The 19,003-nt window shown below is 61.4% G+C and carries 16 protein-coding genes; 5 read left to right on the plus strand and 11 right to left on the minus strand.

All coding sequences use genetic code 11. From position 1 onward, the window contains the following. The first annotated feature begins 55 nt into the window (after positions 1–55). Together QYH69_RS28805 and QYH69_RS28810 are read left to right on the plus strand one after the other, a co-directional pair. On the plus strand, positions 56–1,894 hold the full coding sequence (locus QYH69_RS28805; RefSeq protein ID WP_308835098.1) for a glycoside hydrolase family 3 C-terminal domain-containing protein: 1,839 nt from the start codon (positions 56–58) through the stop codon (positions 1,892–1,894). A gap of 79 nt (positions 1,895–1,973) precedes the next feature. Then, positions 1,974–2,447 carry a RidA family protein gene (locus QYH69_RS28810; protein WP_308835156.1) on the plus strand — a complete coding sequence of 158 codons (474 nt, stop codon included), beginning with the start codon at positions 1,974–1,976 and terminating at the stop codon, positions 2,445–2,447. Positions 2,448–2,510: 63 nt separating this feature from the next. Here QYH69_RS28810 and QYH69_RS28815 read toward each other — a convergent pair whose 3' ends face one another. The 4 genes from QYH69_RS28815 to QYH69_RS28830 form a co-directional block, all read right to left on the minus strand. Further along, complete coding sequence (locus QYH69_RS28815; RefSeq protein ID WP_308835099.1) at positions 2,511–4,067, minus strand: efflux transporter outer membrane subunit; 1,557 nt, start codon at positions 4,065–4,067, stop codon at positions 2,511–2,513. Further along, complete coding sequence (locus QYH69_RS28820) at positions 4,064–5,128, minus strand: HlyD family secretion protein (protein ID WP_374992517.1); 1,065 nt, start codon at positions 5,126–5,128, stop codon at positions 4,064–4,066. The genes QYH69_RS28815 and QYH69_RS28820 overlap by 4 nt, the downstream gene beginning before the upstream one ends. A gap of 22 nt (positions 5,129–5,150) precedes the next feature. Continuing rightward, the gene (locus QYH69_RS28825; protein WP_308835157.1) at positions 5,151–6,623 is read right to left on the minus strand and encodes an MFS transporter; all 1,473 of its coding nucleotides are present in this window, start codon (positions 6,621–6,623) and stop codon (positions 5,151–5,153) included. 339 nt (positions 6,624–6,962) lie between these two features. Then, positions 6,963–7,637 (minus strand): antibiotic biosynthesis monooxygenase, encoded by a 675-nt coding sequence (locus tag QYH69_RS28830; protein WP_308835101.1) that lies wholly within the window; start codon positions 7,635–7,637, stop codon positions 6,963–6,965. Between the two features lie 294 nt (positions 7,638–7,931). Here QYH69_RS28830 and QYH69_RS28835 point away from each other — a divergent pair, with 294 nt between their 5' ends. Next, positions 7,932–8,951, plus strand: a complete 1,020-nt coding sequence (locus QYH69_RS28835; RefSeq protein ID WP_308835102.1) for a LysR family transcriptional regulator — start codon at positions 7,932–7,934, stop codon at positions 8,949–8,951. On the opposite strand, the gene mug is transcribed toward QYH69_RS28835, so the two are convergent. Together mug and QYH69_RS28845 are read right to left on the minus strand one after the other, a co-directional pair. Beyond that, positions 8,941–9,483, minus strand: a complete 543-nt coding sequence (mug, locus tag QYH69_RS28840; protein ID WP_308835103.1) for a G/U mismatch-specific DNA glycosylase — start codon at positions 9,481–9,483, stop codon at positions 8,941–8,943. The two genes, QYH69_RS28835 and mug, sit on opposite strands and share 11 nt — an antisense overlap. Positions 9,484–9,505: 22 nt before the next feature. Further along, a complete protein-coding gene (locus QYH69_RS28845; RefSeq protein ID WP_308835104.1) occupies positions 9,506–10,537 on the minus strand; it encodes a GlxA family transcriptional regulator in 1,032 nt (343 codons plus the stop codon). 529 nt (positions 10,538–11,066) lie between these two features. Here QYH69_RS28845 and ilvB point away from each other — a divergent pair. Both ilvB and QYH69_RS28855 read left to right on the plus strand, forming a co-directional pair. Further along, positions 11,067–12,935 carry a biosynthetic-type acetolactate synthase large subunit gene (gene ilvB, locus QYH69_RS28850; RefSeq protein ID WP_374992519.1) on the plus strand — a complete coding sequence of 623 codons (1,869 nt, stop codon included), beginning with the start codon at positions 11,067–11,069 and terminating at the stop codon, positions 12,933–12,935. 14 nt (positions 12,936–12,949) lie between these two features. Further along, entirely contained in the window at positions 12,950–13,252 is a 303-nt protein-coding gene (locus tag QYH69_RS28855) for a helix-turn-helix domain-containing protein (RefSeq protein WP_308835105.1), read from the plus strand. A 58-nt stretch (positions 13,253–13,310) separates the two neighbouring features. Here the strand turns inward: QYH69_RS28855 and QYH69_RS28860 are convergent, their stop codons facing one another. From QYH69_RS28860 to QYH69_RS28880, 5 genes are read right to left on the minus strand one after another with little or no spacing between them, the layout of a single operon-like run. Further along, the gene (locus QYH69_RS28860) at positions 13,311–14,138 is read right to left on the minus strand and encodes an ABC transporter permease (RefSeq protein WP_075159313.1); all 828 of its coding nucleotides are present in this window, start codon (positions 14,136–14,138) and stop codon (positions 13,311–13,313) included. Between the two features lie 11 nt (positions 14,139–14,149). Continuing rightward, the gene (locus QYH69_RS28865) at positions 14,150–15,415 is read right to left on the minus strand and encodes an ABC transporter permease (RefSeq protein WP_308835106.1); all 1,266 of its coding nucleotides are present in this window, start codon (positions 15,413–15,415) and stop codon (positions 14,150–14,152) included. A gap of 39 nt (positions 15,416–15,454) precedes the next feature. After that, positions 15,455–16,516, minus strand: coding sequence for an ABC transporter substrate-binding protein (locus QYH69_RS28870; RefSeq protein WP_308835107.1), 1,062 nt, complete (start codon positions 16,514–16,516; stop codon positions 15,455–15,457). Between the two features lies 1 nt (position 16,517). Beyond that, complete coding sequence (locus QYH69_RS28875) at positions 16,518–17,723, minus strand: ABC transporter ATP-binding protein (protein WP_075161257.1); 1,206 nt, start codon at positions 17,721–17,723, stop codon at positions 16,518–16,520. A gap of 27 nt (positions 17,724–17,750) precedes the next feature. Then, entirely contained in the window at positions 17,751–18,899 is a 1,149-nt protein-coding gene (locus QYH69_RS28880; protein WP_308835108.1) for an SRPBCC family protein, read from the minus strand. Positions 18,900–19,003: the final 104 nt, after the last annotated feature.

A 19,003-nucleotide genomic window follows, 5' to 3' on the forward strand; every position in this document is an offset into this window, starting at 1 on the left:
CAAGCGGTCTTAGGAAGACAAAACATTCTACCAACTCCTTGGCTCACAGAACGACATGGCTACGATCCGACTTGTAATGGCATGCAGCTATGTAGAAGGCTTGCAGGGCGAGCGCCGCGATGTGCTCGCGACGCTCAAGCACTTTGTCGCGCACTCGGCGAGCGAAGGGGCACGCAATCATGCGCCGGTCCACGTCGGACCGCGCGAACTCAACGACATCTATATGCTGCCGTTCGAGATGGCCGTGAAGCGTGCACGCGCGGGTTCCGTGATGCCGGCCTATCACGACATCGACGGCGTGCCATGCCATACGAACCGCGAACTGCTGCACCATGTACTGCGTGACAAGTGGGGCTTCGAAGGATTGATCGTCGCCGACTACGTCGCCGTGAATCTGCTGTACACGCATCACGGAGTCGCTCGCGACGCTGCCGACGCCGCGGCGCAATCGTTCAATGCGGGCCTCGACATCGAGTTGCCGGGTCACGAGTGCGCGCGGCACCTGAAGGAAGCACTCGCACGCGGCGACATCAGCGAAGCGACGATCGATGCGGCCGTGACGCGCGTGCTGCGTACGAAGTTCGATATCGGCCTCTTCGAACATCCGTATGCAGACCCGGACCGCGTGGACCTGCGCAGCGACGCGGCACTCGATCTCGCACACGAGGTTGCGCGCCAGTCGGCCGTGCTGCTGCGCAACGACGGCGTGCTTCCGCTGGCCAATGACGGCAAGCAGAAAATTGCAGTCATCGGCCCAACCGCGGACGACCCGCTCGCTTTGCTGGCGGGCTACAGCTTTCCCGTGCATCTGATCGTCAGCGGCGAACAGTCAGTCGCATCGATCACGACGCCGTCGCAGGCTCTGCGCGCCATGCTTGGCGAGGCCAACGTCGTGTATCAGAAGGGCTGCTCGATCATCGAAGAGCGGCGCGCCGGAGCCCCCGTGTTTCCCGGCGACGTCGGGCTCGACACGCGTGCACCGAATGCGCGCGACGAACTGATCAGCACGGACACGTCTCGCATCGCAAACGCGGCAGCGGCCGCACGCGAGGCCGATGTCGCGATCGTATTCGTCGGCGACCTCGCGGGCCTGTTTCAGTCGGGAACGGTCGGAGAAGGTTCCGATACCGACAGTCTGGCACTGCCGGGCGTGCAACAGGCATTGGTGGACGCTATCGTCGCCACGGGCACACCCACCGTTGTCGTGATGACGGGTGGCCGCCCTTATAACCTTGGCGGCCAGGAAGAACATATTGCCGCGCACATCATGGCGTTTGCGCCCGGAGAAAAAGGTGGCGAGGCGCTAGCCGAACTGTTGACGGGGCGCGCCGGCTTTAGCGGCCGTCTGCCGCTGTCGGTGCCGACTAGCGCGGGTGCTGTGCCCTACGTCTATAACCACCGTCTGAAGAGCGCGGGGACGCCGGTTGCCCGGCACTTCGGCTCGCGCTATCCGTTCGGATTCGGGCTAACGTATACGCGCTTTGCATATGGCGAGCTTGAACTGATCGTAGCCGAAGCGCCGATCGAGGATGGCACCTTTGAATTCCGCTTTAGCGTCGAAAACATCGGTGCACGAAGCGGCGATGAAGTCGTACAGGTCTATGTGCGCGACCGTCTCGCTTCGACGTCCCGCCCTGTAAAGGAACTGAAGGCATTTGCGCGCGTGACGATCGAGCCGCACGCGAGGGTGCTTTTACGCGTACGGCTGCCAGTCGACATGCTGAATTTCACGGATAGGCGCGGCGAGCGCATTGTCGAACCGGGCGAGTTCGATCTCATGATCGGCAGTTCGAGCCGCGACATCCATCTGAACGCGACGCTCACGATCAAAGGCGCGGCGACGCGAACCCTTGAACGCGATTGGCGGATGGTCAGCGACGTGCACGTAAGCTGAGGCGCGTGGCGTGGCGCTCCGTCGCGTCTTACACAATGCATTAGAATTCCTGACTCACCCGAACCTTGCCACCATCATCATGACCAGAGACGAACGCTTGGACACGCTAGCCGCGGAAATGGGCTTTCCGCTCAACGAGGAAATCAAGGTAGGCGGAAAATACACGCCAGTGCTGATCGACGGCGAGATGGCTTATGTCGCCGGCCAGATCCCAAGGGTGGGCAACGAAGTTAGCTTCGTCGGAGCAGCTGGAGAGGCGATCCCGCTAGAGGATGCAAAGCGCGCAGCGGGAATATCCGCGATACGCGCGCTCGCACTGGTCAAAAATGCTTGCGGCAGCCTCGATGCGATCGTTTCCGTACCGCGCATCAACGTATTCGTGCGCAGCGCGCCCGACTTTACCCAGCAAAGCGAAGTCGCCGACGGCGCATCCGATGTACTGTCGACAGTCCTCGAGAGCGCCGGCGTCCATACGCGCACGTCCGTGGGCGCGTTCCAGTTGCCAAAAGGCGCAGTCGTCGAAGTGGACTTCTGCTTCAGAGTCAGCAGGTGAATTCGCGCTTGCCGGCTAGACGAGCCATCACGCTATATACAATTGGCCCTGGCCGTTTCTTCTTCACTGGCGCGGCGTGGCATTATCAACCGCGCTCTGCTGCGCATACGTCGACTCCCAGCCGCCGCCCAGCACCTTGCACAGCGTAATCAGATTGATATCGGCATCGGCATCGCTTTGCTCGAGATCGCTTTGCGCTTTGAGCAGCTGCCGCTGTACGTTCAGCACATTCAGATAATCGACCGCACCCTGCCTGTATCGCTGTTGAGCCACCGATAACGCCCGCTCGTTCAGGCTCACCACCACTTTGAGCCGATCGCGCCGCCGTTGTTCGGCGTCGTAGGTAATCAGCGCATCGTCCACCTCGCGCCATGCCTGCAGCACCGTGCGCTTGTACACGATCGCCGCTTCCTGCTGCTGCGCCTCGCGCAGCTCCAGGGTTCCCTTGAGCCGGCCGCCCTCGAATATCGGCATCGTGATCGAAGGGCCGACGACGAACTGCCCCGATGCCCAATTCGCAAGGCTCGACAGCTGAAGGCTTTGAAACCCTGCACTGCCATTCAGCGAAATGCGCGGATAGAAATCGGCTTTGGCCATGCCGATCGCCGCCGTCGCCGCATGCAGCTGAGCATCCGCCCTTCTGATGTCGGGCCGGCGCTGCACGAGCTCCGACGGAAAACCGATCGGCACCTGCCGAGGAAGACCAGGCACATCGCGTGGCTCGACAAGACGTGCTTTGAGCGCACCCGGTTCCCTGGCGAGCAGTACGCCAATCGCGTTGATCGTAGTCTCCGATCGGGCCTCGAGCGCCGGAATCAGACTTTCGATCGACTCCACCTGGGCCGATGCGTTGGCGACGTCGAGATCGGTCGTCACACCATCGCGTTTGCGTATTTCCGTGAGATTTGTCGCGTTGCGCGCAATGTCGAGATTCTGTCTGGCTATCCGAAGCAGCGCCTGCGTGTCGCGCAACTCGATGTAGTCCCGCGCGAGCTCGGCGCGTACGGACAACAGCACGGCATTGCGATCTTCATATGACGCAGCCGCAAGCGCCGTCGCCGCCTCGACGCCGCGCCGCACCCCACCCCAGATATCGAGTTCCCACGATGCGTCGAAGCCAAACTGGTACAGGTTATAAGCAGGCGAGCCCGATGAACCCGGCAACGGCGCCACGCCAAGCGGTGCGCTGCCGGATGCCGATTGCGGCTGACTTTGCGCCGGACTCACGCCGAGCAACGAAGGAATGCCGTTCGGGCTCCCCCGTTCGCGGTTATACGATGCCGCGCCGTCCAGAGTCGGATATTGTGCGGCGCCCGCAATGCGCTCTCCGGCCCGGCTTTCCCGAAGGCGCGCCGATGCGGCGGCCACGTCGAGATTCGCGTCGGTCAGTTCCTGCTGCAAAGCGTTCAGCATTGGATCGTCGAAGAGCGTCCACCAATCCGGATTGAATTCCGATTCGACGGCTTTGCTCGTCGCTTGCGCCGTTTGCGTCCGGTCGAATACGTCCGGCGTATGAGCGTGCGGATGTTCGAAGTTCGGGCCGACGAGGCAGCCCGACAGTACGGAGCACAGCAATATCGCGAGCGCCGGCGTGCGGATGGAAAATTCGCTCGCGTTCATTTCTTACCTGTTTCGTCGATCGGCTTGTCGCCACGGCTCGCAACGGTCGCTTCCGTTTCGACGGAAAGCCCCACGCTCAATTCCGCAGCCGCGTCCTGCCCCCGATCGATGGTGATTTTTACGGGCACGCGCTGCACGACCTTCGTGAAATTGCCCGTCGCGTTATCGGGCGCGATAGGCGCAAAGCTCAAGCCCGTGGCAGGCGCAAGGCTATCGATATGCCCTTGAATGACAACGCCCGGCATGCTGTCGACCTTGATGCGCACGCGCTCGCCCGGCCGCATTCTCGTCAGCTGGTTTTCCTGAAAGTTCGCGACGATATAGGCATCGGACAGCGGCACGATCGCAAGCAGCGGTGCACCGGTCGTGACAAATGCCCCAACACGCACGGAACGCCGCCCGACCTTGCCGTCGACCGGCGCGTGAATTTCCGTGTACGAAAGATTGAGCCGCGCCTGTTCAAGCACGGCTTGCGTATGAGCCAATGCACCAGCAGCCTTGTCGCGCTGCGTACGCAACACCTCCAGGTTTTGCCGGGTCGCAAGCAACGCGGCTTCATCATGCGACTGCCGCGCGAGTTGCTCAGCGAGCGTGCTCGACGCATGCTGCTGCTCCTGCGTCGTCCCCGCACCCGATTGCGACAGATCCTGGTAGCGCGCGGCGTTGGCTCGCGCGAACTGAATCGCCGCATCGTCGGCGCGAAGCGTTGCACGCGCCTGATCGACAAGCGACGGCTGCCGCGCGATCTCGGCGTCGAAGTTCGCGACCGCTGCTTTTGCCGCCGCTACATCGGCCTCGGCGCTCATCAGCGCGGCGCGAAAGTCGCGGTCGTCGATACGCACGAGCAATTGCCCGGCCTTGACGCGCTGATTGTCTTCCACCAGTACTTCCGAAATCTCCCCGGCAATACGCGGCGCCACGAGCGTGAAATCGGCTGTCACGTAGGCGTCGTTGGTCGATTCCGTGCTCGAGTCCGCAAGAAGCGTCGTGCAACCCCATGCCGCGATGCCAAGCACGACCACACACATGACGACGCGAATCGCTTTTTGAGGAAAATTCATGACAGTTGACATATATCGACGTTCAGCGGGAAGAAGGCTGCGTAGTGCTCCAGGGCGGATAGATACGCACAGGCAAAACCGGAACAAGCACAAGAAGGAAAACCGCGACACCCGCCATCAGCCGGTAGAGGTCGGCCGAGGTCAGCACCACGGCCTGTTCGTGGATCCGATGGGCGAGTTCGCCGAGACCATGCGCGGCGTTGACGCTCTCGCTCGTCACCAGCATGTTGTTGCCCACGCGGTCGACGAGCATGCTCGAGTGAAAATGCTCGCGCGCCGTACCGAAACCTTCGATCAGACCCGTTGCAACCGCCGCGGAGAAAGTTTTCAGCGAATTGAACATCGCCGAGGCAAACGGACCTTCGGTTGGCGGCAAGCCTGTCGTGACACCCATCAGAATGCACATGATCACCATCGGTTGCGCCGCGATCTGCAACGACTGCAGCCAATAGAAGTTCTCCCGCACCCAATCGGATGTGACGAAGCTGCCCATGATGCACGTAGCCGCCATCAACGAAAGACCCATGGCCATGACCCAACGGAAGTCCACGCGCCGGACGTTCAGCACGGCCGCCGTCAACGGCAGTGCAAGCAGTAGCGGAACAGCCACCAGCAACGCCAATGGCGTTGTTTGCAGCGGTCTGTAACCATGAACCTTCGTGAGATATTGCGCAGGTATCACGGCGACGCCGGTCAACAGCACGACGGCGCCGAACAGCGTGGTCAGTCCATGCGTGAAGTTCCGGCGCGACAGCAATTGCAGCCTGAAAAACGGAAGCGGGTGATACCACTCGTTGATAAGGAACGCTACGAGCAACAGCGCACCTCCATAGAGCATCACGCAGATAAAATCCGAGTTAAGCCAGTCGAGGCGGTCCCCCTGCAAAAAGCCAATCACGAGCATCGCGATGGCCGGCAACCCGGTACAGAATCCGCTCCAGTTGAATGAGCGGAATCGATCGATTTTCAGAGGGTCCTCAGGAAGCCCGAGATGGATCGCGAAACAGCACACGACGCCTAGCGGCACGACTTGCCAGAATGCCATCCGCCAATTCACATACTCGGTCCATAAAGCCGTAAGCGGTGTACCGAGCGCGGGACCAAAGGTTGCCGTGAGCGCGTAGCCGGCAAGCCCATATAGCTTGATTTTTGGCGGCAGATAACGCAGCGCCACGATGATCAGCATCGGCGGCAGGCATCCGCCGGAAATGCCTTGCAATACACGCAACGTATAAAGCGCGGGCAGATTCGGTGCAAGCGGACACAGCACGCCAAAGAGCATCGTGGCCAGCATGGCGCCTATCGCGAATCGCTTTAGCGTGAACGTCACGCCGAACCACGGTGCAAACACCATGGCGGAAACGTTGGCTGCCTCGAACAGAACCGTGAGCCAGCTGCCGTCGTCGTGCCCGATCGAGAGCGCACCTCGAATGTCCGTCATGGCCTGTGCCGTGACCTGCTGGTTCAGGATCGCCGATAGCGAAGCGAGCAGCATGCCGATCAGCCCTGTGGCAAGACGCAGCGTCAGCACCGGCTGTGCAGGCTTCGGCTGTGCCCGAGGGTCCACGGGCAGCCCCGCAGACGGCGACAACGATCGATCGAGCATCTCGTTGTCCGTTCCAGTTTTCCATGGGTTGACGGTGGTGTTCATGAGCGTCGACGCCGCAGTGATAGCCGCTGAATTTTAGAGTAGGAACCCGAAATGATTGAAGCCGTCATAGGCACGGTTTCAGGCCGTTCTGTTCGTCAATCCGGCCAATACCCCTCTTCAGGTGCATGACAGTTGACCGGTCAGGCAGTGCCTGTTTGCCGGCCTGTACCGGGAACGGCCGCGCTATGCCGTGCGTTGCTTCTCATCGAAGTATTGCGGCGCCTCGCGACGATCGAACATCCCATACTCGCGAACGATGCGAACCTGCCGCAGACGCACTCCATCGGGCAGCGTCGTGCGGCGCGCAAATGCTTCGGCCGCGTCCAGGTCTTTCCATGTCACCACGGCGATCACATCGCCCGGCGTCAATAACGCATCGAATGCGTCCCATGCGACGAGGCCAGGCGCGCGCGGATCGAACCCTAGAGATCGCGCAACCGCTTCTGCGCCGTCCTGCTTGACCCATTCCGGCGAACGCTTCGCGTCGAGCAGCATGACCGCCTTTCCGGCTCCGGTCTCGGTCACGTCGAGTCGCTGCTCCTGCAACGTGTGACCCGCGGGAATTCGAGTATCGGCGACGACCTGGCCGATACGCAGCCGATAGTCGGCAAAAACACGCTCGCGCGCCGCTTCCTGCACCTTGTGGTGTTTTGTCGAGACACGCCAGCGCACGAGCGATTTCTCGTCGCGCCAGCTCGACAGCGAGAGAAGCCATGCCTGTCGCGTCAGACTCGCGTAACGCGTGTTGTCGATAAAGCCGTCGGTTGCTTCGAGCTCGGGGCGAAGCATCTTTGCCATGCCGAGATAGGCGTCGAACTGCTCGGCATAGGGGTTGACTTCAAGCATTGCAGCGAACATGGAACAGACTCCTTGATCTGGTTAGGGATGCTGATATCGCGTATCGCATCGCGGGTTGATTTATTGTCGTCGATGGTCGGCGATACCTAAAGCCAAAGGAGTCTGGCAATCCGGCCAATCAGTGTGCGAAATTTGCCAACGCAAATCGAACCTTCGATCAGGCGTATCTTTAAATGAATTTCCAATTGGCCATCTTTATACGTTCTCGGGCCAATCGAACGGATGCGGCACCGGCACGCATGACAGCACGGTTACAATCGGTACCAGCAAATGCATGGGAAGGTTGGTAGCGGGATGGACAGATTACGCGAGATGGAGGTGTTCGTTGCCATCGTCGATCGAAGCAGCTTCACCGGCGCGTCGGAGAAACTCGGCATGTCGGCCCCTGCGGTTTCACGCGCGCTGACCTCGCTCGAAGCGCGCCTCGGCACGCAATTGCTGACGCGAACCACGCGCTCGATCCGCCCGACGGAAGCAGGCATGTCGTACCTCGATATGTGCCGCCGCGTCCTCGATACGATCGTCGATGCGGAGGCGAACATATCGGTCGATCAGAACAACCCGGTCGGCACGCTAACCGTTTCGGCTCCCGTGCTGTTCGGCCAGCGATTCATCGCGCCGCTCGTCAACGCCTATGCGCGCCGCTATCCGGACCTCAACATCAACGCGGTCTACGACGATCGCACGACGCGCCTTCTCGAAGATGGCGTGGACATCGCAATCCGCATTGGTCATCTCGGAGATTCGTCGATATTCGCCGTGCCGTTGGGCTTTGTCCGGCGCCGGACGTACGCGGCTCCCGCCTATCTGGCCACGCATGGGGAACCGCTTCACCCAAGAGACCTCGCCGATCATCGATGTGTGTCTTTTACGGGTGTTACGCATCCGTTCGAATGGCTGTTCTATGAAAATGGATTGCGGGTACCGGTCCGGCTTCAGCCGAAGATGATCGTCAATCTCGCGCCCGTAGCAGTGGCGGCGGCCGTCGACGGTGCGGGAATCACGCAACTGTTCTCGTACCAGGCGGCACCCGAGGCGCTGGAGGGAAGTCTGCAGCCCGTCCTCACTGCCTTCGAACCCGAGTCGACGCCGGTCAATCTGCTCCATGTCGAGCGCCGTGGCGCGAGCGGCAAGGTTCGCACCTTCGTCGAGTTCGTTACCGAGACATTGCGTGGAAATGTGCACCTTCAGTACGCAGGCAACGCGGCCGGTATCGATGGCGCCGCCAGTGATTCTGCCGTCGCAACGCCCGTTACAACCCGCCGCAAGGTCGCAAAGCGTGCAAAGAAGGAAGTCGGCGTCGCTACGCAATAGCAGAATGCGTGGACGCGACCGCGAGCTGAAGCTCGCGATAAGCGCTAACGAGCGCGTCGAGGCTGAATGCGCGGTTCAGGCCGCTAGGATTCGGCAATACCCAGACACGCGCACCGCCGAATGCAGCCGATTGCAAGCCCCATTGAATGTCACGCGTGCCGGACATCGCTGAAAGCGCCATTTTTCCGAGAAACGCGATGTATCTCGGCGCATACCGTTCGATCTTCTGTTCGAAGTCGAGCGTAGCTGCTTTGATCTCGGCTAGCGAGAGATCATTCGCGCGGGCCGTTGCACGCGAAATTGCAGTTGTCAGGCCATAACCGTATTGCAGCAAGGTACGGTCGTCTTCAGGACGAAACTGTTCCGGCGTAAACCCTGCCCGATGCATGACGCGCCAGAAGCGGTTGCTGTGGCCTGCGAAGTGGCGGCCCGTCGACGCCGCCAGCAAGCCTGGATTGATGCCGCAAAAAACGACCGATAAGCCGGGCGCAAGAATATCCGGGAGACTTTGAAGAGAACTGGAGGAAGACATCGATCTGGACTTCTCTCTCAACTTAAGCCATTTCTTCTTCGAGGTTCGACTCGACTCGCTCGTCGGCGCTGTTGTAGGCCCACGGCTGTCGATCCTCGTTATCGCCGCGGAATCGCTGCCGATATTGCCTGGGTGTCACGTCAAGCCGCCGCGCGAATGTCGTGCGCATATGCGTCGCACTATGAAAGCCGCATTTGAACGCGACCGTCTTGAGCGGAGCGTCCGTTTCTTCAAGCATCTTTCTCGCTGCATCCACGCGCACCTGTTCGACAAATGCGGACGGCGTGACCTTCGCGTATTTCGCAAAGAGCCGCGAGAACGTACGCCGGCTCACGGAAACGGCCTTTGCCAGCTGTTCGATCGATAGCGCATCGGCCAGATGCTCGGTCACATACCGGTGCACCTTGCTGATGATCGGATCCTCGCCTTTGCGTATGCCAATGTACGGGCTGTACTGAGACTGCCCGCCTTCTCTCTGGATATAGACGACAAGGCGTTTCGCCACGCGCACCGCGATCTCGTGGCCACAGTCTTCGGCCACGAGCGACAGACACAGGTCGATGCCCGCCGTGACGCCGGCCGACGTGAAAAGACGCCCATCACGCGTGAAAATCCGGTCGGGCTGCACGTGCGCGTGCGGAAAGTCGTCGGCGAGACGCGCTGCTTCAGCCCAGTGCGTGGTCGCTTGCTTGCCGTCGAGCAGGCCGGCACGGCCGAGCACGAATGCGCCGTTGCAGACGGAGCCATATCGCGCGGCGCCGCGCGCCTGACTTTGCAGCCATGCCAGCAATTCAGGCCGTGGCCGGTAATCGGGCAGTCTGGGGCCGCCCGCGACGATAAGCAGATCTGCCTGAATGTCGAAATCCGCGTAGCCAAAGGGTACCGACAGTTGCATGCCGTTTGCGCTGGCGACATAGCCGGCCTGCGCGCCGACGAGCGCAACCTGATATTTCCGATGTTCAGGAAGAAGCGTATTGGCCTCGGCAAACACGTCCATGGGGCCTGCGACGTCTAGCGCCTGCACACCATCGAACACAACAATGGCGACTTTCATTGATCTGACCTTCGTCAAGTACAGCGAACTCTCTTGGGTACCGCGGCTCATCGTCCGATCGCTCTATTTCGATTCATCGCGATCTGCCGTGTAGCGAGCGATGGCCCAGATTACCTCAATGCCTGCATAACTAGCACACCCATTCCGTTAACTGACTCTTGCGTCGATGTAACAAGTGAGAAGCGTCGCGCAATGTCGCGATGCATCGCGAACGCGAATGCGGGCCGTGGATCGTCGTGTCCTAGAAGCCGCCCATTTTGGCCAGCGAAGCGCCTCGACGGAACGCCACGCAGTTTCGATCGTTGGCAGAATCGTCGTCACCAACCCTCGCAATTCTTCCAGAAGCACATCAACGAGATGTCAGATGGACCGGCTATACGGAGAACCGCCGAAACAGCCATCCATAAGCTGGTGCCGAACATACGCTGTTCCCGAGTTGAAAGGGATATCGACCTTTGCTCCCGGCGCCGAAACGATCGGCGCCCTTTCCGTACGCGTTTGCGTGCGAGTTTCAGTGCGAGATTCAGCCGTGAACCAGAACCCGAACGTCGCCCCACATGCCTTGCCGACATCGCCGGACGCCGGCAAATCGATGTCGGGCGCCGACATCATCCTGCGCGTGCTTAGCGAACAGGGAGTCGACACCGTATTCGGCTATAGCGGCGGCGCGATCCTGCCGACCTACGACGCCGTGTTTCGCTTCAACGAAATGGTTGAACAACGCCCTGAACGCCAGATCAAGCTCGTCGTGCCGGCTAACGAACAGGCGGCGGGCTTTATGGCCGCCGGGTATGCACGAGCGAGCGGAAAGGTCGGCGTGTTCATGGTCACGTCGGGTCCCGGTGCCACGAATGCGCTGACGCCGATCGCGGATTGCAACGGCGATTCGGTCCCTGTCGTGCTGATTTGCGGACAGGTGCCGCGTGCCGCGATCGGGTCCGATGCGTTCCAGGAGGCACCCGTCTTCAACATCATGTCGGCCTGCGCGAAGCAGGTCTTTCTCGTGACGGACCCGGTCAAACTCGAGGAAACGCTAAGAACTGCATTCGACATCGCGCGAACCGGCCGACCGGGCCCTGTCGTGGTCGACGTGCCGAAGGACATCCAGAACTGGCAAGGAACCTATAAAGGCCACGGCACATTGCATTTTCGCGGCTACTCCGATCGCCTGCGCATGGTGGCGCGGGGCGCCCGGCTCAAACCGGGCAAACGCGCGGAATTCTTCGAGCTTCTTGCACAAAGCGAACGGCCGTTGCTGTATGTAGGCGGAGGCGTGATTGCGGCAGGTGCCGCCACCGAGCTGCGCGAGTTTGTCGAGCGCTACAAGATTCCTGTCGTCACCACGCTGATGGCGCTCGGCGCGTTGCCAACCAGACATCCGCTTCGCCTCGGCATGCTTGGCATGCACGGCGCCGCCTGCGCGAACTATGCGGTTGAAGATTGCGACTTCCTGATCGCGGTCGGCGCGCGATTCGACGATCGCGTAGCCGGCGGACGTCCTCACGCGTTCGCGCCTCGCGCACGGCACGTTGCGCATATCGATATCGACGCAGCGGAGATCAACAAGATTAAACGCGCGGACTGGGCGCATGTCGGCGATGCGAGGGATACCTTGCTGTCTTTGATGGAAGAAAGCCCTGCCGTACAGTCGCCTCTAGCGTGGATTGAGCATATTGCCGAACTGAAGCTCACATATGGCATGAACTACAACCGCAACAGCGCGCTCATTCAACCGCAGTTCGTCGTCGAGAAGCTTGGCGAAATGACCGGCGGACGCGCGATCGTCACCACGGGTGTCGGTCAGCATCAGATGTGGGCCGCGCAATTTTTCGACTTCGTCGAGCCGCGAAGCTTCCTCACGTCGGGCAGCATGGGGACGATGGGTTTCGGGCTGCCGGCAGCCATCGGTGCGCAGTTCGCGCGACCGGACGCGCTCGTGATCGACATCGACGGCGACGGCAGCATCCGCATGAATGCCGGCGACCTCGAAACGGCCACCACGTATGGCGTGCCCATCAAGGTTCTGCTGCTCAACAATCTGGGCGACGGCATGATCCGGCAGTGGCAGCGTCTCTTCTACGAAGGTCGCTTTTGCGTCAGCGACAAGGCGCTGCATAGCAAAGACTTCGTCATGTCGGCAAAAGCCGATGGCTTCGCCTTTGCGCGCCGCGTCCAAACAATCGGAGAACTCGAAGCGAGCCTCCGGGCATTCGTCGAATTCGACGGGCCCGCGTTTCTCGAAGTGATGATCGATCGGAATGCCGATGTCTTTCCGATGGTCGGGCCTGGCCAGAGCTACCCGGAGATGGTCACAGGACCGTTCATCCCATCGAGGCCGCTGCTCGAGAGGGCGCCGCGCGAGGCCGGGCGCCGGCAGACCGCCTCGGACATGTTCTAACCAGGCGGTGCCCCATGATCGACGTAGACAAAATTCACAAGGTACTGGCGCATCCGTTGCGGCGCGAGATTCTGATGTGGTTGAAAAGCCCGGGCCTGCATTTCCCGGAGAATCGCTCTCATCATCCGGATAGCGTCTCGATCGGCACGATCCACGCGCGCACGAAGCTATCGCAATCGACGGTTTCCGCGCATCTTGCGATGCTGACGCAAGCCGGGCTCCTGAGAATGCATCGTGTCGGGCAATGGGTGTATGTGTCCCGCGACGAGGAGACGATCCGGCGATTCGTCGCACAGCTTGCGAATGAACTCGAGTAGCGTAATCACGTGCGGACTACGCATGTGATCCCGCTTTGGCGCGCCGCTTTGGGGTACGCTAGCCCGACGATGACGCCGCAGCGGCCGCCCTGCCGCGCAGCCAGTTCATCGCCGTGAAAAGCAGCGTCGCAAACACGATCAGAACGGTCGCCACCGCGAGAATCGACGGGTTGATCTGGTCGCGAATGCCGCTCCACATCTGCCTCGGCACCGTGCGCTGGTCTGGGCCGCCGATAAACAGAATGACGATCACTTCATCGAACGAAGTGGCGAATGCAAACACACTGCCCGTCGCGACGGCCGGCGCGATCAGCGGCAATGTGACGCGGCGGAACGTCGTCCATGGGCGCGCTCCGAGCCCGGACGCGGCGCGCAGCAGGCTCTGATCGAACGAAAGCAGCGAGGCCGTCACCGTGATCACGACAAACGGCGTACCGAGCGCTGCATGCGCGAGAATCACGCCCAGATATGAATTCACGAGGCCGAGCGGCGCGAAGATCAGATAAAAGCCGGCTGCAACCACGACGATCGGAATGATCATCGGCGAGATCAGCATCGGCATGATGATCGCGCGAAACGGAAACACCGAACGGCTCAAGCCTAGCGCCGCGAGCGTGCCGAGGCAGGTCGCGATCAGTGTCGCAACCGCGCCGATGCCGATGCTGTTTGCGAACGCCAGTTGCCAGTCGTGCGAGCCGAACGCCTGCGCATACCAGCGCAGCGAAAAGCCCTCCATCGGATATGAAAAGAACGAACCCGAATTGAACGACAGCGGCACGATCGCAAGAATCGGCGCGACGAGAAACAGGAAGATCACGGCGCAATGCACGCGCAGCCATCCGCTTGCAATTCGCTCCGACAGCATCCGGTTACCCTGGGCTTGCATGCTGGCCTCCGTTAGCCGAATCGCAACCGGTCGATGCCGACCAGCCGGTTGAACACGAAATAGAACACGGCCGTGAAGATAACGAGGTAGCACGACAGCGCGCCCGCAAGCCCCCAGTTCAACTGTTCGTTCGTTTGCATCGCGATCAGCTGGCTGATCATTTCGTCGCCGGCGCCGCCAAGCAGTGCGGGCGTGATGTAGTAGCCGAGCGCGAGCACGAAAACCAGAAAACATCCCGCGCCAACACCGGGCAGTGTTTGCGGAACATAGACACGCACGAAGGCGACGGCCGGATGCGCGCCGAGCGACTGCGCGGCGCGCACATAAACCGGCGATACGCCTTTCATCACCGAATAGATGGCGAGAATCATATAAGGCAGCAGGATGTGCGCCATGCCGATCAGCACGCCCGTACGGTTGAAGATCAGCGACAACGGATGGTGCACGATGCCGAAGTTCATCAGCGCGGCGTTGATCACCCCCCCAGGTTGCAACAGCACATACCATGCGGTGGTACGCACGAGCAGCGACGTCCAGAACGGCACGATCACGAACAGCATCAGCCGGTTGCTTTGCCTGGGCGGCAGCGTTGCAAGCAGATACGCGACCGGATAACCGAGCAGCAGGCATAGCAGCGTAACCGTCGCGCTGATCTGCACCGTGCGCAGGAACGCGGCGCGATAGACCGCGCTATCGGCGGGCACCGCGCCGACCGATCCGTCGGACGCCACCTGCGCGTCGACGGCATTAAGCAGATAGTCGGGCGTCGGCGAGGCGGCCGCGCGCTTCAATAGACGCCACGTCTGGTTCTCGCCCCAGCGCGAATCGATATCGATCAGCGCAGGCTTCCATGCGGCCGGTGTTTGCGAGCGCGTCTCGCGCGCGGTCTTCATCAACAGGCTGCGGAATTCCGGTTGGTAGAAATTCATCCGGCGCGCGACATTGCCGAGGTCGCCCGTTTCCGCAGCCTGTTTGAGCCCTTGCGCAAGCGCGGAAAATGCCGCTTCGCCGGGCACGCCGTTGCCGTCCCATGCATGCAGGGCCGCCGTCAGTTGCGGCATGCTGTCGCGCACTTCGGGGTTTTGCACGCTGCGGGCAAGCAGGCTGGCGATCGGCGCGACGAACGTCGCAAGCAGGAACACGAGCAGCGGCAACGCGAGCAACAGCGCCTGCGCGGCGGCTTTCCGGCGCGCGCGGCGCCACGCAGGACGGTTGCCGCTGCTGCCGGTGCCCGCGCCGGCGTCGATGGATGCCGGCGGATGCAATGTCGTGTTCATCGTTGCGCCTGTCTGCTCGATACTGATGTGATAGCTGTATTACTGGGTGAGCCACACCTGGAAGCGCTTGTTGATCGCATCCGCGTTGTCGGCCCAGAACGTCGCGTTGATCTGCAGCGGACGCTTGAAGTTGGCCGGCGCGGTCGGCAGGTCGGCGAGGCGCTTCTTGTCGATCAGGGGAATTGCGTCCTTGCGCGGCGGCGCATACGCGATGTACTTCGACAGATCGGCGTACGCTTGCGGCGTCGATGCCGCAACGATGAACTTCGTGGCATCGGCCGCATGCTTCGCGCCCGCGGGAATACCCCACCACTCGTAATCGTAAACCTGGGCATCCCAAACGATCTTGAACGGCTTGTTGTCCTTGTGCATCGCGTCGTCGATGCGCCCGTTGTACGCCTGCGTCATCACCACCGCGCCGTCGGCGAGCAGCTGCGGCGCCTGCGCACCGGCGTCCCACCACACGATGCTCGACTTGATCGTATCGAGCTTCTTGAACGCGCGATCGACGCCGGCCGGCGTACCGAGCACCTTATAGACATCTTTCGGCGCGACGCCGTCGGCGATCAACGCCCATTCCATCGCGACCTTCGGCGATTTGCGCATGCCGCGTTTGCCCGGGAATTTCTTCAGATCGAAGAAATCGTTGATCGTGGTCGGCGGCGTACTCAGCTTCGTCGTGTCGTAGGCGTAAACCGTCGACCACACCATGGCCGATACCGCGCAATCGCTGATCGAGCCCGGCAGAAAATCGCTCGTATTGCCGAGCAGTTTGCGGTCGAATTTCTGCAGAAGACCTTCGTCGCACGCGGTGATCGCATCATTGGTTTCGAGGTCGATCAGATCCCACGTGGGGTTCTTGGCCTGCTCCATCGCGTTCAGTTTCGCGAGGCCGCCGTCATACGATTCGAGCGAGAAGTTCACGCCGGTCTTCGCGGTGAACGGCTCGAACCAGGCCTTCTTGGCAGCGGTTTCGTACGCGCCGCCGAATGTAACGACCGACAGCGTGTCGGCGGCGTGTGCGGCGCCGGAAAGGATCGAGAAAACGGCGACGGCGGCCAGAACGGCGCCGCGCCGGAAGCGGGAACGGGTAGCGTGCATTTTAGTTGGCTCCTGCGATAAGTGGCGATGCGGACGATGAAGGTGAAAACGCTGCGTCGTCGTCGGTCGTTACCGCGACGCGCGCAGAAAGTGCGGGTAGTACCTTGCAGTCGTCGCGGCGCCACGTGACGGCCGCGGTATGACCGAGCGCAGGCAGATCGTGGTGCTGCGTATTCGGCACCTTCACGATCACGCTCTCGCCGTGGGCCAGTTTCAGATGCACGCGGTGGTGGTCGCCGCAATAGACGAGTTCTTGCACCAGTGCATGGACGACGTTGAATTCTTCGTTTTCGCTGCGCGCGGCGCCGCCCGGCGCCGCGTCTGCTGCCGCGGCAATGTGGGCGCGTTCGGGCCGCAGCGCGAGCATCGCTTCGCCACCATCGCGCAGGCCGGCGCCCGCGCGGCCGCTGATCGGCGTGCCGTCGGCGAGGCGCAGCGTAGCCCACTCGCCGCTGTTCGTCACGACGCGGCCGGTCAGGCCATTGTTTTCACCGACGAAGTTCGCAACGAATGCATTCGCGGCGTTTTCATAGAGTTCGGTCGGCGTCGCCGCCTGCTGGATGCGTCCATCGGAAAAAACCGCGACGCGATCCGACATCGTCAGCGCTTCGTTCTGGTCATGTGTGACGTAGACGATCGTCAAAGACAGTTCACGATGCAGCCGCATGATTTCGTATTGCATGCTTTCGCGCAGACGCTTGTCGAGCGCGCCGAGCGGCTCATCCATCAGCACCACGCTCGGCTCGAACACCAGCGCGCGCGCAAGCGCGACTCGCTGCTGCTGGCCACCCGACAATTGCGCGGGACGCCTGCCCGCAAGATGCGGCAGTTCGACCATCTCGAGCGCCCGCGCCACGCGCGCCTTCTGTTCGCTGCGGCCGATCCTGCGCACCGATAGCGGAAACGCGACGTTTTCCGCGATCGTCATATGCGGAAACAACGCGTAGTTCTGGAACACCATGCCGATATCGCGCTGATGCGCCGGCTTGTCGTCGAGCCGTTTGCCGTTCAGGCGAATTTCGCCGCGCGTCGGCGATTCGAAGCCCGCGAGCATCATCAGCGTCGTCGTCTTGCCCGAACCGGACGGGCCCAACAGCGACACGAATTCGCCGCGCGCAACGTCGAGATCGAGCCCTTCGACGACGCTGTGCACACCGTCGTAAGACTTGCTGACCCCGGTGAACGAAATAAACGGTTGACTGGACATGGTCGTTTGATCATCCATTGCGCGTCATCACGTGGCGGTTCGCCGCACAACATAATGAGCGAAGTCGTAGTTCGGCCGCTCGAGATGGCTCAGGTTGCCGGGCTTCGCAAGCGGCGCGTGCACACCGCGAAACACGGCCTCCACGCCGCGTCGGTCTTCCGCATTGACTTCATCGAGCAGCGTTTTAAGGGTGGCCATATAGTCGGCCGCTTTGGGATCGTTGATGAATTCGGGCGACAGCCCGCCGCCGAAGCGGATATGCACCTGGCCGACGCCGCGCGGCTGCAGCAGCAAATACCAGAAATAGCCCGGCGTAAGCGTGACGAGGTGCGTCGGGTAGATCGCAAGCAGCGCGGTCGTGCGCCGCCAGTGCCCTTGCAGGCGCGTATTGTCCGGATGCGCATTGCCGATCGGCAGCGACGCTTCCTTCGTGATCCAGTGATAGTTGAACGCGGGCCGCCCAGGCGGACATTCCATCTCTTCGAGCCGCGAATGCGGGCCCACCGTCGCACGATGCAGCATCGGCAGGTGATAGCTCTCCATGAAATTTTCCGCGAGGATTTTCCAGTTGGTATCCCACACATGCTCCTCGTGGAAGGTCTCGACGTAGTCCGTCATACCGTACGGCTCGATCAGCCGCGTGAGCTCTTCGAGCTGCGTCGCCACGGGCGGCGCGTCGGCATTGAGCGTGACGTATATCCAGCCCTGCCAGGTTTCGCAGCGAATCGACGCAAGCCGGTAGCTTTCCTTGCAGAATCCCGGCTGCCGCTCCATCAGCGGCGCGCCGGCCAGTGCGCCATCGAGCGCGTAGTTCCATGCGTGATACGGGCAGACGATCCGTCTAACGTTGCCGCGCCCTTCAAGCAACACCGACATGCGATGCAGACACACGTTCGACATCGCGCGCAGCCCGCCCGCCTCGTCACGTATCACGACGATCGGCTGTGCATCGATCTGCGCGGTCAGATAGTCGCCGGGCTTGCCAAGCGCGCTTTGGCGGCCGACGCATAGCCATTCCTTGCTAAAGATCTCGCGCTGCTCGAGCGCGAGAAATGCATCGGACGTGTAGACGCGCGGCGGCATCGAGCGCGCGTCCTCGAACGGCCGCTCGCAGTTCGCCTGCAATTCGCGGGCGATCTCATATCCGGTGTCCGGGGAGCTTGCAAGGGCGGCCATAGCGTCTCCAGCTAGCATTCATTGCGATGCACACCAATCTATCAAGTCAAATTACCAGCCGAAATATTGTTTTTGGATGTAAAAGCCAGTTTTTTCCTATGCAG

It is taken from the genome of Paraburkholderia sp. SARCC-3016 (genome assembly GCF_031119615.1).
Classification (GTDB): domain Bacteria; phylum Pseudomonadota; class Gammaproteobacteria; order Burkholderiales; family Burkholderiaceae; genus Paraburkholderia.

Bases quoted from the DNA above. Each gene is read 5' to 3' on its own strand.
- QYH69_RS28805 (WP_308835098.1), top strand. From the start codon at position 56: ATGGCTACGATCCGACTTGTAATGGCATGCAGCTATGTAGAAGGCTTG.
- QYH69_RS28810 (WP_308835156.1), top strand. From the start codon at position 1,974: ATGACCAGAGACGAACGCTTGGACACGCTAGCCGCGGAAATGGGCTTT.
- QYH69_RS28815 (WP_308835099.1), bottom strand. From the start codon at position 4,067: ATGAACGCGAGCGAATTTTCCATCCGCACGCCGGCGCTCGCGATATTG.
- QYH69_RS28820 (WP_374992517.1), bottom strand. From the start codon at position 5,128: ATGAATTTTCCTCAAAAAGCGATTCGCGTCGTCATGTGTGTGGTCGTG.
- QYH69_RS28825 (WP_308835157.1), bottom strand. From the start codon at position 6,623: ATGCTGCTCGCTTCGCTATCGGCGATCCTGAACCAGCAGGTCACGGCA.
- QYH69_RS28830 (WP_308835101.1), bottom strand. From the start codon at position 7,637: ATGTTCGCTGCAATGCTTGAAGTCAACCCCTATGCCGAGCAGTTCGAC.
- QYH69_RS28835 (WP_308835102.1), top strand. From the start codon at position 7,932: ATGGACAGATTACGCGAGATGGAGGTGTTCGTTGCCATCGTCGATCGA.
- mug (WP_308835103.1), bottom strand. From the start codon at position 9,483: ATGTCTTCCTCCAGTTCTCTTCAAAGTCTCCCGGATATTCTTGCGCCC.
- QYH69_RS28845 (WP_308835104.1), bottom strand. From the start codon at position 10,537: ATGAAAGTCGCCATTGTTGTGTTCGATGGTGTGCAGGCGCTAGACGTC.
- QYH69_RS28855 (WP_308835105.1), top strand. From the start codon at position 12,950: ATGATCGACGTAGACAAAATTCACAAGGTACTGGCGCATCCGTTGCGG.
- QYH69_RS28860 (WP_075159313.1), bottom strand. From the start codon at position 14,138: ATGCAAGCCCAGGGTAACCGGATGCTGTCGGAGCGAATTGCAAGCGGA.
- QYH69_RS28865 (WP_308835106.1), bottom strand. From the start codon at position 15,415: ATGAACACGACATTGCATCCGCCGGCATCCATCGACGCCGGCGCGGGC.
- QYH69_RS28870 (WP_308835107.1), bottom strand. From the start codon at position 16,516: ATGCACGCTACCCGTTCCCGCTTCCGGCGCGGCGCCGTTCTGGCCGCC.
- QYH69_RS28875 (WP_075161257.1), bottom strand. From the start codon at position 17,723: ATGTCCAGTCAACCGTTTATTTCGTTCACCGGGGTCAGCAAGTCTTAC.
- QYH69_RS28880 (WP_308835108.1), bottom strand. From the start codon at position 18,899: ATGGCCGCCCTTGCAAGCTCCCCGGACACCGGATATGAGATCGCCCGC.